The organism is Pseudomonas rossensis (genome assembly GCF_039888995.1).
GTDB classification, from domain to species: domain Bacteria; phylum Pseudomonadota; class Gammaproteobacteria; order Pseudomonadales; family Pseudomonadaceae; genus Aquipseudomonas; species Aquipseudomonas rossensis.
The window spans coordinates 19,368-33,068 of the sequence record NZ_JBBWCB010000025.1; the positions used below are offsets into that span (position 1 = coordinate 19,368).

General features: G+C 58.4%; 14 protein-coding genes and 1 pseudogene. 2 read left to right on the top strand and 13 right to left on the bottom strand.

Going from position 1 to position 13,701, the window contains the following annotated elements:
- Nucleotides 1-183: 183 nt before the first annotated feature.
- The 7 genes from WLY71_RS09545 to puuE all read right to left on the bottom strand — a co-directional run bounded on the left by WLY71_RS09545 (nt 184) and on the right by puuE (nt 7,068).
- Nucleotides 184-969, bottom strand: a complete 786-nt coding sequence (locus tag WLY71_RS09545) for an outer membrane protein OmpK (RefSeq protein ID WP_347803363.1) — start codon at nt 967-969, stop codon at nt 184-186.
- A gap of 91 nt (nt 970-1,060) precedes the next feature.
- Nucleotides 1,061-2,419, bottom strand: coding sequence for a nucleobase:cation symporter-2 family protein (locus WLY71_RS09550; RefSeq protein ID WP_347803364.1), 1,359 nt, complete (start codon nt 2,417-2,419; stop codon nt 1,061-1,063).
- 140 nt (nt 2,420-2,559) lie between these two features.
- Nucleotides 2,560-3,861: a urate hydroxylase PuuD gene (locus WLY71_RS09555; protein WP_347803365.1), complete on the bottom strand. Its 1,302-nt coding sequence runs from the start codon at nt 3,859-3,861 to the stop codon at nt 2,560-2,562.
- A 50-nt stretch (nt 3,862-3,911) separates the two neighbouring features.
- The gene (locus tag WLY71_RS09560; protein ID WP_109628737.1) at nt 3,912-4,415 is read right to left on the bottom strand and encodes an ureidoglycolate lyase; all 504 of its coding nucleotides are present in this window, start codon (nt 4,413-4,415) and stop codon (nt 3,912-3,914) included.
- Nucleotides 4,416-4,535: 120 nt separating this feature from the next.
- Nucleotides 4,536-5,531: an allantoicase gene (alc, locus tag WLY71_RS09565; protein ID WP_017339775.1), complete on the bottom strand. Its 996-nt coding sequence runs from the start codon at nt 5,529-5,531 to the stop codon at nt 4,536-4,538.
- A 98-nt stretch (nt 5,532-5,629) separates the two neighbouring features.
- Entirely contained in the window at nt 5,630-6,145 is a 516-nt protein-coding gene (gene uraD, locus WLY71_RS09570; protein ID WP_347803366.1) for a 2-oxo-4-hydroxy-4-carboxy-5-ureidoimidazoline decarboxylase, read from the bottom strand.
- Entirely contained in the window at nt 6,142-7,068 is a 927-nt protein-coding gene (gene puuE / locus WLY71_RS09575) for an allantoinase PuuE (protein WP_347803367.1), read from the bottom strand. Before puuE ends, uraD begins: the two co-directional genes overlap by 4 nt.
- A gap of 420 nt (nt 7,069-7,488) precedes the next feature.
- Here puuE and uraH point away from each other — a divergent pair, with 420 nt between their 5' ends.
- A complete protein-coding gene (uraH, locus tag WLY71_RS09580) occupies nt 7,489-7,842 on the top strand; it encodes a hydroxyisourate hydrolase (RefSeq protein ID WP_111449004.1) in 354 nt (117 codons plus the stop codon).
- A gap of 174 nt (nt 7,843-8,016) precedes the next feature.
- On the opposite strand, the gene WLY71_RS09585 is transcribed toward uraH, so the two are convergent.
- From WLY71_RS09585 to WLY71_RS09595, 3 genes are all read right to left on the bottom strand, one after another.
- Nucleotides 8,017-8,643, bottom strand: coding sequence for a LysE family translocator (locus WLY71_RS09585; protein ID WP_347803368.1), 627 nt, complete (start codon nt 8,641-8,643; stop codon nt 8,017-8,019).
- Between the two features lie 78 nt (nt 8,644-8,721).
- A complete protein-coding gene (locus WLY71_RS09590; RefSeq protein ID WP_403141619.1) occupies nt 8,722-10,071 on the bottom strand; it encodes an NCS2 family permease in 1,350 nt (449 codons plus the stop codon).
- 209 nt (nt 10,072-10,280) lie between these two features.
- Nucleotides 10,281-10,727, bottom strand: a complete 447-nt coding sequence (locus WLY71_RS09595; RefSeq protein ID WP_347803369.1) for a MarR family winged helix-turn-helix transcriptional regulator — start codon at nt 10,725-10,727, stop codon at nt 10,281-10,283.
- Nucleotides 10,728-10,808: 81 nt separating this feature from the next.
- On the opposite strand from WLY71_RS09595, the gene WLY71_RS09600 reads away from it, so the two are divergent.
- Nucleotides 10,809-11,975 (top strand): aminotransferase-like domain-containing protein, encoded by a 1,167-nt coding sequence (locus WLY71_RS09600; protein WP_347803370.1) that lies wholly within the window; start codon nt 10,809-10,811, stop codon nt 11,973-11,975.
- 410 nt (nt 11,976-12,385) lie between these two features.
- Here WLY71_RS09600 and WLY71_RS09605 read toward each other — a convergent pair whose 3' ends face one another.
- From WLY71_RS09605 to WLY71_RS09615, 3 genes and pseudogenes are all read right to left on the bottom strand, one after another.
- Nucleotides 12,386-12,757, bottom strand: coding sequence for a glutathione S-transferase N-terminal domain-containing protein (locus WLY71_RS09605; protein WP_129436949.1), 372 nt, complete (start codon nt 12,755-12,757; stop codon nt 12,386-12,388).
- A gap of 101 nt (nt 12,758-12,858) precedes the next feature.
- Entirely contained in the window at nt 12,859-13,404 is a 546-nt protein-coding gene (gene folE / locus WLY71_RS09610; protein ID WP_347803389.1) for a GTP cyclohydrolase I FolE, read from the bottom strand.
- Nucleotides 13,405-13,426: 22 nt separating this feature from the next.
- Nucleotides 13,427-13,669, bottom strand: a pseudogene (locus tag WLY71_RS09615) (site-specific integrase); the annotation flags it as partial.
- Between the last annotated feature and the right edge of the window lie 32 nt (nt 13,670-13,701).

Genomic DNA, 13,701 nt, shown 5'->3' on the forward strand with positions numbered 1-13,701 from the left:
GGTTTTGGAGTGCCTTGGTACCGTCCAGTGCCGGGATAAGTTGGCTTTATGGTCAGGAATTAAATCCGGGCTTTTTTTTAGACCAAATTCGGGCGGCCGCGGAGAATACTGACTCCTTGGCCAGGTCTCAAGTGCCCCGCAACAGCGCACCGATGACAGGTTTGGAGCACGGTTGCGGATCATCTAGAAATGCACCTTCACCAGCAGGCTGGTGGTGTTCTCATTAGTGTCGAGTTTGGCGTTGTTTTCGATGCCGTATTTGTCTTTCCAGTAGCTGTATTCGACGCCGACGTACACCTGTTTCTCCCGCCAGCCCAAGGCCTTCCCCAGGTCATATTTGATCTGCGGGTTCAAGTGCAGGTTGGCGTGGTAGGTGCCCTGTGAGTTCTGGTCGTTATCCACGACCCAGTCGATGTAGCCGTCGATCAACAGGTTCGAGTTGCCCAATGGCAGGGTGTAGGACCAGGCCGGCGTGATCTGCCAGACATCGTCGCCGGGACGCGAGCCTTCGGTCTGGCGATAGTAGAAGTTCAAGGTGAAAAAATTGAAGCCCGGTACCGCGAGGTCGAAACCGGGGCCGATCAGATAGGCCTCGGTGTCGTCTTCGCCATTCTCGTAGGTCATGGCCAGCAACACGTCCTTGATCGGGCCGAATTCGAAACGGCGGTCGAGGATTTTTCCGAAAGACAGGCGCGGACTGAACTCGCCGTAATAGGCGTGAACGCCTTTGTTCCGGTCTTTCTCGCCGTTGTAGTACGTGCTGTCGACGAACAGGAAGTTGTCGCCGTACTTCCAGCGGTCGGCGTGCTCAAAGGTTATCGTCTGCTGGATCGACGGGTTGACCGCGAAATCCTTGCCATACAGATAGCTCAGGCTGTTGGTCTGCCACAGCAGCAAATCGCCGGCCATGGCCTGGCTGGCGGCCAGGAGAGCACCGCCCAACAGCAGGGTTGTCTGTGTCCGAATCATCTGTTGCTCCCTCTTGTTTTTATTGTTTGAGGCGCAGGAGTTTCCACTGTGGGAGCAAGCCTGCTCCCACAAGGTTTTTGGTGTTGGTGGGTCAGTGCGGGTGAGCGTGGCAGTCGTTGATGGCCGCGCGTTCAGCGCCGCCGAGGATGTTGAACAGTAGGTTCAGCGACAGCGCACTGAGCGTGGCCATGGCGATACCGCTGTGAGTGATCGGACTCATCCACATCGGAAGGTGGGCGAAGAACTCCGGACGGACCACCGGGATCAGCCCCATGCCGATGCTCACCGCCACCAGCAACTGGTTGCGACGGTCACCGATGTCGGCTTCCTGAAGAATCTTGATGCCGGTGGCGGCGACCATGCCGAACATCGCAATCGCTGCGCCACCCAGTACGGCGGGCGGAATCGATGCCACCAGAAACGCCGCTTTCGGCAACAAACTCAACACCACCAGCAAACCGCCGGCGACGATGGTCACCGAGCGGCAACGCACGCCGGTCATCTGCACGAGGCCAATGTTCTGCGCGAAAGAAGAGTGGGTGAAGGTGTTGAAGAAGCCGGCGAAGAACGAGGCGCCGGCATCACACAACAAGCCGCGACGGAGCATTCGTGGGCAGACGTCCTGGCCGGTGATTTTACCCAGCGCCAGGAACATCCCGGTGGACTCGACAAAGATGATCACCACCACCAGGCACATGGAAAGGATCGGTGCGAGTTCGAACTTCGGCATGCCGAAATGCAGCGGGGTCACGAATTGCAGCCAAGGCGCCTGAGCCATGCCGCTCAAGTCGACCATGCCGATCAGGCCGCAGAGTACGTAACCCAGGCACATGCCGATAAGCACGGAAATGTTGACCCAGAAACCGCGCATGAAGCGATGGACCAGCAGAATGGTTGCCAGCACCAGTGCGGCGATGGCCAGGTAAATCGGTGAGCCGAATTGCTCGGCGCCCGCACCGCCGCCGGCCCAGTTGACGGCCACGGGGAACAGCGACAAACCGATCGAGGTGATGACTGTGCCGGTCACCAGAGGCGGGAAGAAGCGTACGACTTTGGACATGAATGGCGCGATGATCATGCCGAAGAATCCGGCGGCGATGGTCGCGCCGAAGATCCCTTGCAGACCGATGCCCGGCATGCCGGCCATGGCGACCATGCTGCCGACAGCGGCGAAACTGGCGCCCATCATCACCGGCATACGGATACCCATGGGGCCGATGCCCAGCGACTGCACGATGGTAGCGATCCCGGCCACCAGCAGGTCGGCGTTGATCAGGAAGGCGATTTCTTCACGACTCAGGCCAGCGGCCTGTCCGATGATCAGCGGCACCGCGATGGCTCCGCCGTACATCAGCAAAACGTGTTGCAGACCGACCAGGATCAATTGCAAAAGGGGTAAACGCTGAATGGCGGGTGCGTCGGGGATGCGCGCTTTGGATAGCTCGGACATGCAACACCTCGGATCTTTTTTATTCTTGTGATTTTGTGCATCAGGTTGACCGCAGTGCGGCCATTCGCGGGCAAGCACCGCTCCTACAGGTCAGCGTGGACCCTGTAGGAGCGAGACTTGCCCGCGAAGCTTTTCAACGGTTAATTGGTGGGAGCTCCCTGAACAATCCACGCACCGATCAGGTCACGTTCCTGCTGGGTCATCTGGGTGATGTTGCCCAGTGGCATGATCTGGCTGGTGACGGCTTGCGCCTGGATGCGCGCCGCGTTCTGGCGGATCTGCTCGGGGGTGTCGAACATCACGCCGGCCGGTGCGGCACTGAACAGCGGGCTGGTCGGTTTGGCCGAATGGCAGACCGTGCAGCGTTCCTGGATCACGTCGTGAACCTTGTCGAAACCGGGGCCGGCGTTGGACGCCTGAGCCGGTGCAGCGGCAGGTGCAGCAGGTTTCGCCGCTTGAGGTTTGGCACCACCACCGAGGGCAGTCTCCGGCAACGGTTGGTACTCGATGGTGCCGGGCGCCTTGGCCACTTCAGGAGCGCTCGGCATCTGCGCCGGGCCAGTCACGTAAGCCAGGCAGATCATGCCCACTGCCGCAGCGGGCAGGGTCCAGGCAAATTTGTGGCTGTCATGACGGGTGTTGAAGTAGTGACGCACCAACACCGCCAACACCGCGATCCCGGCCAGGATCAGCCAGTTGTATTGGCTGCCGTAGGTGCTCGGGAAGTGGTTGCTGATCATGATGAACAGCACTGGCAAGGTGAAGTAGTTGTTGTGACGCGAACGCAGCAAGCCTTTGGCCGGCAGCGCCGGATCCGGCGTGCGGTTCTCGGCAATCGCGGCAACCAGTGCGCGTTGCGCCGGCATGATGATGCGGAACACGTTGCCGACCATGATGGTGCCGATGATCGCGCCGACGTGCAGGTACGCACCACGACCGCTGAACACTTTGCTGAAGCCGTAAGCGGCGCCAATGATCAGCACGAACAGGATGAAGCCGAGCAGGGCAGGGCGTTTGCCCAGGGCCGAGTCGCAGAGGAAGGAGTAGACGAACCAGCCGACGAACAACGAAGCGATGCCCAGTGCGACCCCTTCAGGGCCGGTCAGGCTGCTGCCCGGTGCCAGCAGGTACAGCGTCGGGTTGGAGTAGAACACCACGCACAGCAGCGCGATCCCCGACAGCCAGGTGAAATAGGCTTCCCATTTGAACCAGTGCAGGTTGTCCGGCATGGTCGGTGGGGCCAGTTTGTATTTTTCCAGGTGATAGATACCGCCGCCGTGGATCGCCCACAAATCGCCCGCCAAGCCACTTTTCGGGTTGACCCGATTGAGGTTGTTTTCCAGCCAGACGAAATAGAACGACGCGCCGATCCAGGCCACGCCAGTAATCATGTGAACCCAGCGCACGCTCAGGTTCAGCCATTCCAACAGATGTGCTTCCACAGTCTTTACCTCTCGCCTGTCACTCTGTTGTCGAGTGATCAGACCTTCTCTTATTGGTGGGGGGCGAGGATCAAACGCTCATCCTCTTTGAAAAAATGCTCATCGCAGTTATTGCCTGTACCACTGCGATCAACCACCAGGAAGTCATCCCGCTTTTCGATCGTCAGCACCGGATGGTGCCAAACGCCGCGATGGTAATTAATGCCCTGCCTGCCGTTGGTGACGAAGGCGCGGACCAAGCCTGATACAGGTTCATCGCCAAGTGGCGCGACCACGATCAGAAAAGGGTTGCCGAGCAGCGGAATGAAAGCCTGGCTGCCCAGCGGGTGACGCTCCAGCATGCAGACGGTCAGCGGCATGTCCTGCGCGTCGGCGCGGAAGATGCTGATGATCGCGTTGTCCTCTGGCGTGGCGGTTTGCACCGTCGCCAGTTTATGGAAGCGCATGGTCGAACCGTTGTTGATCATGAAGTGATCGCTGCCGTCGGTTTCGATCACGTCACCGAAAGGGGCGAAGGCTTCTTTGGTCAGCGGTTCAATCGTCAATGTGCGCATGCTGGTCTTCTTACCTTGAATTCGTTGTTGTCTGTTCTGACGCTATCGCGAGCAAGCTCGCTCCCACAGGGAAACGCGGTCAAATGTGGGAGCGAGCTTGCTCGCGATTGGGTTCAGCGCTTATTTAGCGACCTTGCCCAATACCCGCAGGCGGCTAACACCACCATCCGGGAACACGTTCAGGCGGATGTGGGTGATCGGGCCCAGTGCCTTGATCTGCTCGGCGAAGGTGTGTTCGGCGTGCATTTCCAGTTTCTGCGCCGGCAGCAATTCGCGCCAGAACAGCGATTGGGTTTCGATCTGGCTGTCGGTGCCGCCCTTCACGAACGCGCCCTGGATCGAGCACGTGTCCGGGTAGTTGCCCTTGAAGTGCAGGGTGTCGACGATGACTTTCTCGATTTCGCCGGCATGACCCAGCGCGACAATGACCCAGTCATTGCCTGGCGTGCGACGACGTGCGGTTTCCCAGCCGTCGCCCATGTTGATGCCACGGCCTGGGTTGAGGATGTTGCTCATGCGACCGAAGTGTTCGTCGGAGCAGGCGAGGGCGCGGCCACCGTTCAGGGCTGCTGCCAGGTCAACTTGCTCGTTGTCGCCCACAGCGGACCAGTCGCGGAACGGAATACCGTAAACACGCAGACGGGCCACGCCACCATCCGGGTAGATGTTGAAGCGCAGGTGGCTGAACGCCTGGTCGTTGTTGATTTCGTGGTAGTGGTGGCTGTTGCCTTGCAGCTCGACGGCGGACAGCACTTCAGTCCACTGAGTGTTTTCGTCCGGCTCGCCCGAGGCCAGGAAGCAGGCTTCCAGGGAGGCCGACGGCGGGAAGTTGCCGGTGAAGAATGAAGTGTCGATGTCCACGCCTTTGATCGAACCCGGTACGCCCAGGCGGATCACCGCGCTGTCGTAGCCTTCGAAGCGCTTGCGGCGCGACTCCCAGCCGTCCATCCACTTGCCGTTGTCATCGAACACGCCCTCCTTCCACACAGCCGGGGTCGGCTGGAACAGGCGGTTGGCATCAGCGAACCAGTCATCGGTGACCGAGATGATTTTGGTGCCCAGGCGGGCGTCGGCCAGGTTGACGAACTTCTCGAAAGGTACGGCGTAAGCTTTCATTCTTCTTGTCTGCCTTTAATTAGTTGGCTTGGGATGATGCTTGCAGTGCCCTTGGTTCTCGCGTTTTAAACGCCCGGGCTTTTCACAAGGGCTGCTCGCTATAGGGTCAGTAATCGGAACAGGGCGATCTTGTTGATCTCCGCCAGCGCGCACTTGAACTCGGTGTCTTCCGGGTTGTGAATGCGCGTTTCGAACGCTGCGAGGATCTGATGCCGGTCGCTGCCTTTTACCGCCATGATGAAGGGAAACTTGAACTTGGCTTTGTAGGCGTCGTTCAGCTCGGTGAAGCGCTGGAACTCTTCGGCCGTGCATTGGTGAATACCCGCGCCAGACTGTTCTTCAGTGCTGGCTGCGGTAAGCTGGCCCTGGACGGCAGCTTTGCCGGCCAGGTCCGGGTGAGCGTTGATCAGTGCCAATTGGCTTTCGTGATCGGCGCTCAACAGGATGTCGCTCATGCGCTGGTGCAGGGTTTCGATCTCGTCGATCGAAGCGTCCTGGCCCAGGTCGAAGGCCTTTTCGGCCACCCATGGCGAATGTTCGTAGATGTCGGCGAAGGTAGTGACAAACGCGTCGCGGCTCAGGGTCGAGGGCTTCAGGGTTTGGAAGTGGCTCATTTCGCGGCCCCTTGGTACGGGTGGGTTTCGTGCCAGTGGCGAGCGATGTCGACGCGACGGCTGAACCACACCTGTTCATGACTTTTAGCGTATTCGATAAAGCGCTTGAGCGAGGCCAGACGCGCCGGACGGCCAATCAGACGGCAGTGCAGGCCGATCGACAACATCTTCGGTGCTTCGGCGCCTTCGGCATACAGCACGTCGAATGCGTCTTTGAGGTATTCAAAGAAATCGTCGCCCTTGTTGAAACCCTGGGCCTGGGTGAAGCGCATGTCGTTGGTGTCCAGCGTGTACGGAATCACCAGGTGCGGCTTGCCGGTCGGGTTGTTCGGTTCCCAGTAGGGCAGGTCGTCGTCGTAGGTGTCGCAGTCGTAGAGGAAACCGCCTTCTTCCATCACCAGTCGGCGAGTGTTCGGGCCGGTGCGGCCGGTGTACCAGCCCAGTGGGCGCTCACCGGTGATTTCGGTGAGGACGCGGATCGCTTCGAGCATGTGCTCGCGTTCCTGCGCTTCGTCCATGTACTGGTAGTCGATCCAGCGATAGCCGTGGCTGCAGATCTCGTGGCCGGCATCGACCATCGCGCGGATCACGTCCGGGTGACGTTGGGCGGCCATGGCCACGGCGAAGACGGTCAGAGGAATGTCGAACTCCTTGAACAGTTTCAGAATCCGCCAGACGCCGGCACGGCTGCCATACTCGTAAAGGGATTCCATGCTCATGTTGCGCGCGCCTTGCAGCGGCTGCGCCGAGACCATTTCCGAAAGGAAGGCTTCGGATTCTTTATCGCCGTGCAGGATATTGCGCTCGCCGCCTTCTTCGTAATTGAGCACGAAGGACAAGGCGATGCGGGCATTGCCCGGCCAGTGTGGGTGAGGAGGGTTACTGCCGTAACCGATCAGGTCGCGTGGGTAGTCAGCGCTCACTGCAGTCTTCCTTCTTATTCGTGGTAACAGTTTGTGTGGCGGCCTGCAGTGTGATGACAGGCTGGCGTCACAGCGATGGGCTGATTGTATACAACTTTACATACACTTTGTAAGCCTGTTTTTTTGCATTTTTCACTGACTGTCATCTTCACATGTTATTGCAAGAAACCTGCCTGATTGGTCAGCTAATGGATGGAAGGTCCTTTGATCCTATGGCTCGGTGGCAGATTCGGCGGGAATCCCTGAATGACGGGTCTAGTGGTAAATATGTTGTTTTTATTGTGTACAATTTTTTTGAAAAGTGTCTTAATCAGTCGCTCGCCGCAGCGTTTCGTGCTCCGAATCGGTGCGGTCTCCTTTTCAACTGACTTCGGGAGGCGCGAGGTCTGACTGCTCCACGCAGGCAGGCGCGCAGAATCAATGGGACGTTTGACTACTCACGTTTTAGACGCTGCACATGGTTGCCCGGGCAGCTCGATCAAGGTCGAGTTGTATCGCGTTGAAGGTTCTCAGCTGGAACTGGTGGCCACAGCAGTCACTAACAGCGACGGCCGGGTCGATGCACCGCTGCTGCAAGGCGATGACTACCGTTCCGGGGTCTATCAGGTTCAGTTTCATGCGGGCGATTACTACCGCGCCCGTGGCGTTCAGCTGCCAGAGCCCGCGTTCCTGGATGTGGTGGTGCTGCGTTTTGGCATCTCTGCGGAACAGGATCACTACCATGTGCCATTGCTGATTTCGCCGTACAGCTATTCGACCTACAGAGGAAGCTAGGACTTTCCCCCCAAAAATCCTGCGCATATAGCTTCTTTGGTCTTTCGCCCGCTCACACTGCGGGCTTTTTTTTGCCTGTAGATAAGGCAAAAGATCGCAGCCTTCGGCAGCTCCTACATTGGAATGCGTTTCCCTGTAGGAGCTGCCGAAGGCTGCGATCTTTTGATCTTGCTGTTATCGGCTCAACAGAGACGCAGCGCCGGCACCACTGAACAATCCCGCACTCACCCGGTTAAACCAGCTCTGACCCTTGCCGCTGCGCAGATACCGCGCTGCACCATGGGCACCCAGCCCATACGCCAACTTGCACAGCAAATCCAGCACGGTCCAGGTCGCAATCATCACCAGCAACTGCGGCAGGAACGGCTGCTCGGCACTGAGGAACTGCGGGAGGAAAGCGGCGAAGAACAGAATGTCTTTCGGGTTGCTGGCGCCCAACATAAACGCGCGCCCGAACAGTGCGCGAAAGCGTGGCCCTGGCGCAGCCTGGGGCACTTCAGCGCCGTGGGAGGGCAGGCGCGATTGCTGCCAGCTCTGCCAGGCCAGGTAGAACAGGTACAGCGCCCCGACGATCTTCAGGGCGCTGAACAACTGTTCCGATGCCAGCAGCAAGGCTCCCAATCCCAGCGCCGACGCACTGAGCAAGCAGATCGACGCAATCACGCCACCCAGAAACGCCGGGTAAGAACGACGCAAACCGTAATTCAGACTGTTGCTTATCATCAGCAAAGACAATGGCCCCGGGATCAGGATCACCACCAGCGCAGCGCCGCTGAACAGCAGCCAGGTTTCCAGACTCATCACTTTCCTCCATTTGCACAAAAGCCCCACCCGACGGGGTGAGGCTGTTTTGAAACACTGTTTTGAAACGTAGACGGCTTACAAGAAAACGAACTTCGCAATGAAGATCGCGCAGAGCACCCACAGACTGATGGAAATTTCCTTGTGCTTACCAGTACAGGCTTTCATTACCACGTAAGTGATAAAGCCCAGCGCAATACCGTCGGCGACCGAGAAGGTCAGGGGCATCATGATCGCGGTGACGATCGCCGGAATGCTGTCGGTCGCTTCGTCCCATTCGATGTGAGCCATGCCGCCCATCATCAGCATCGCCACATAAATCAGTGCACCGGCGGTTGCATACGCGGGAATCATGCCAGCCAGTGGTGCAAAAAACATGGCGGCAATAAATAGCACACCTACGGTCACGGCAGTAAGACCAGTCCGACCACCCGCGGCTACGCCAGCGGCACTTTCCACGTAACTGGTAACCGGCGGAACACCGACCACCGCACCGAACACGCTGGATGCACTGTCGGCTTTGAGGGCGCGGGAAAGGTTTTCGATCTTGCCGTCAGCGTTCACCAAACCAGCGCGCTGAGCGACGCCCATCAAGGTGCCGGCGGTGTCGAACATGTGCACGAAAAGGAAGGCCAGCACCACGCTGATCATGCTGATGTTGAACACGCCGGCGACATCCATGGCCATCCAGGTCGGAGCCAGGCTCGGCGGGGCCGACATGATCCCTCCGTAATTCACCAGGCCCAGGCCCCAACCGGCCAGGGTCACAGTGATGATGCTGATGAGGATCGCACCGAACACTTTGTGGTAACTGAGCACGGCGATCATTAGGAAGCAGATGGCTGCCAGCAGTGGGCCAGGTTCGCGCAGGGAGCCGAGCTTGATCAGGGTAGCCGGGCTGTCGACCACGATGCCCGCGGTTTTCAAGCCGATCAGCCCCAAAAACAGGCCCACACCGGCGCCCATGGCAAAGCGCAAGCTCACCGGGATGCTATTGAGCAGCCATTCGCGGATCCGGGAAAAAGTCAGGAACATGAACAACACACCGGAAACAAACACCGCGCCAAGGGCGGTTTCCCAGTTGTAGCCCATGGTGCCGACCACGGTGTAAGTGAAGAAGGCGTTGAGGCCCATGCCCGGCGCCAGGCCGACCGGCCAGTTGGCGTAAAGGCCCATCAACAGGCAACCCAGCGCGGCAGCGATGCAGGTGGCGACAAACGCGGCGCCGTGATCGATGCCGGCGTCAGCCATGATGTTCGGGTTGACGAAGATGATGTAAGCCATCGTGATGAAGGTTGTCAGACCGGCAATCAACTCGGTCTTCACCGTGGTGCCATGCAAGCTGAGTTTGAAGAGGCGTTCCAGCCAGCCATTGCGTAATGGCGGCGAGAGGTCCAGCGTCGGGGCTTCGGATTTGCGGCTTTCCACAGCGAGTACTCCTCAAGAGTTTTATTTTTATTTCCAGGGCCGGACCCATGAGGGTGGCAGCGGCCCTTTGAGGCACTTGCGAATTTGTTGACCGCTTGGTCAGGAACTCGCACGAAGTGGATTATGCTTTTGTATACAAATAAAGCAAATAATGTTTTTGATTTTGTAGACGAAAAGTTTGTTGATCGGGATATATCGGCTATAGACGATCAGTCTGCGAGGACTTGGGTTTTTCCTAAAGCCAGATTCACCGCCAGCCACCCATTCACCGCCGTCTCCCCAGCCTCGGCAAACACCCGCTCCAGCAATTTCACCTGCTCACGCCGCAACGACTGCTCAAACCGAGCACCATCGTCGGTCAGCTCCAGCAACCGCTTACGCTTGTCGGTCTCGGACGCGACACTGTTTACCAGATGCACCTCCACCAACTGACGCAGCGGAATGTTCAGCGCCTGCTTCGTCACCCCGAGCAATGCCAGCAGTTCCTTGACACTCAAGTTCGGGTAGCGCGCGATGAAAAACACAATGCGTTGATGCACCCGGCTCAAGCCACGACGCTCGAGCATTTCGTCGGCTTTCGCGGTGAACGCCTGATAACCGAAGAAAAACGCTTCCATCGCCTGTTGCTGAGTCGCGGGGTTTTTAAGGTCAAGCATATTGACGTATCCGTTCGGTCTGTCGTAATTTCGGTCAACCAGTTTGACTCATTTTATTCAGGCCTCGCTACCGGTGACCCCATGGCATTTTCCGAACGTATCTCGCGCCTTAAAAGTTCTTTGATCCGTGAAATCCTCGCCGCCGCCCAGCGCCCGGAAGTGATGTCGTTCGCTGGCGGCTTGCCGGCCGAAGCCATGCTGCCGAAAGTCGAGTGGGCCGGCATGCCGCTGTCGACGGGCCAATACGGCATGAGCGAAGGTGAGCCTGCGCTGCGTGAAGCGCTGGCAGCAGAGTCACGGGCGTTGGGCGTACCCTGCGAGGCGAGTCAGGTGTTGGTGGTCAGCGGGTCCCAGCAAACCCTCGATCTGGCGGCCAAGCTGTACATCGACAAAGGCACCGAGATTTTGCTCGAAGCGCCGACTTATCTGGCGGCGTTGCAGATTTTTCAGCTGTTCGGCGCCGAATGCATCACTGTCTCGCTGGAAGCTGATGGCCCGAACCTGGCGCAACTGCGTACTCGTCTGGAAAAACACTGTCCAGCGTTCATCTACCTGATCCCGACTTTTCAGAATCCTTCGGCCGTGCGCTACAGCGAAGCCAAGCGCGATTCCGTGGCAGCCTTGCTGGATGAGTTCGGCGTGACCTTGATCGAAGACGAGCCTTACCGCGAGCTGACTTTCGACGGTGGCAGCGCCACACCGATTGTCAGCCGCTTGAAAAAGGCCAGCTGGATCTACACCGGCACCGTGTCGAAAACCCTGTTGCCCGGGCTGCGAGTCGGCTATCTGATCGCCAGTCCGGATCTCTTTCCGCACTTGCTGAAACTCAAGCAATCGGCCGACCTGCACACCAATCGCGTGGGCCAGTGGCAAGCGCTGCAGTGGATCGGCACCGACAAATTCCAGCATCACTTGAGCGAGCTGCGGGACTTTTACCGGGTTCGTCGGGACGCGTTCCAGTCAGCCCTGGAAACGCATTTTGCGGATGTGGCGGACTGGAACGTGCCGCAGGGCGGGCTGTTTTTCTGGCTGACTCTCAAGCAGCCGCTGGACACGCGTACGTTGCTCAAGGCCGCACTGGCAGCGGATGTGGCGTTTATGCCGGGCGAGCCGTTCTTCCCCGAACCGGACAACAATCCTGGGTATTTGCGCCTGAACTTCAGCCACATCGACGCGGCACGGCTGGACGAAGGGCTCAAACGGCTGGCAGCGGTGGTGCGTCAGGCCCAGGCAGCGCAAGCAGCCTGAGGGCAGAAACAAATAAACCGGCTCTAGGGCTAATGCCGATCAGTTAAGGAACGACACAATCCGTAGCAGCTGGCGAAGCCTGCGTTCGTCTGCGCAGCAGTCGTAAAACCTGGGTTTGCGGTCTTCCTGAAACACCGCATCGTCTGATTTCACGACTGCTGCGCAGCCGAACGCAGCCTTCGGCAGCTGCTACAAGGAAGTGCGTTGCAGCTGAAATTGCTTAACTGATCGGCATTAGGCTCTAGGGCCGGTTTATTTTGGTCTGGATTTTGTGGCGCCTGGGCCGGCCTCTTCGCGAGCAAGCTCGCTCCCACAGGGGATCAGTGTTGATCACATATCTCCGTCACCCCACATACCACTGTGGGAGCGAGCTTGCTCGCGATGAGGCCATCAGCCCCAGCACAAAACCATCAGGCAGCAGCGAAACGCTTGTCCAGATAATCGATGATCACCTTGGACTCGTACATCCAGGTCGTCTGGCCATTCTCTTCGATGCGCAGGCACGGCACCTTGATCTTGCCGCCCTGTTCCAGCAGGGCCTGGCGATCCTGTTCGTTGTTCTTCGCATCGCGCAACGCCACCGGCACGTTCAAACGGCGCAGGGTACGGCGGGTTTTCACGCAGAACGGGCAGGCGTGGAACTGATACAGGGTCAGGTCCTTGGCGGCTGTTTCGACCTGAGCCTGAGCGGCGGCAGGGCGCTGCTTTTTGCCTGGGCGGGTAATGAAGTCGATGAAGATGATCAGTTGGCCAAGGCCGACACGAAGCGCTTTAACGAACACGGTATAAGCCTCACAGGGGCAAACAGAAGGCGCGCAGCTTACCTGATTTTTCACAGACGAAAAAAAACCGGCGATGAATGCCGGTTTTCTTATGCTGCGAGTTACTTGATCAGGCTGAGAAACTCGCTGCGGGTGGCCGCGTTTTCGCGGAACTCACCCAGCATCACCGAAGTGATCATCGACGAATTCTGTTTCTCCACACCGCGCATCATCATGCACATGTGCTTGGCCTCGATCACCACCGCAACGCCAAGAGCGCCGGTGACTTGCTGGACCGCATCGGCGATCTGGCGGCTGAGATTTTCCTGGATTTGCAGGCGGCGGGCGTACATATCGACGATCCGCGCGACTTTCGACAGGCCCAAAACCTTGCCGCTCGGGATGTAGGCGACATGAGCCTTGCCGATAAACGGCAGCAGGTGGTGTTCGCACAACGAGTAGAGCTCGATGTCCTTCACCAGCACCATTTCGCTGTTGTCGGAGCTGAACAAGGCACCGTTGGTGACCTCTTCCAGTGTCTGTTCATAACCGCGGCAGAGGTACTGCATGGCTTTTGCGGCACGTTTTGGCGTGTCGAGCAGGCCCTCGCGGGAGATGTCCTCGCCCAATTGGCCGAGAATCGCGGTGTAATTCTGTTCCAGTGTCACAGAGGCTGATTCCATACGGGTTTCAGAGGGGTACTGTTTCTGTCTGTACCAATTGTGTACCAATCAAGCTCTTTTCAAGCGTCCCGAGCTCACACCAGTCAGTGCTGGCGTTGATCCATCGGGCGTAGGTCAATAGCACTATCTGAACGCTATGACCGAGCTGAGTGGCAATAAACGCAGGGTTCATCCCCGACATGGGGCACATGGTAGCGTATGTGTGCCGGCAGTTGTATTGCCGGCGGGCGCGAAGCCCCAAATCGGTCATTTCGGGTTTGCGCATCCCGCTACACCCTGTCG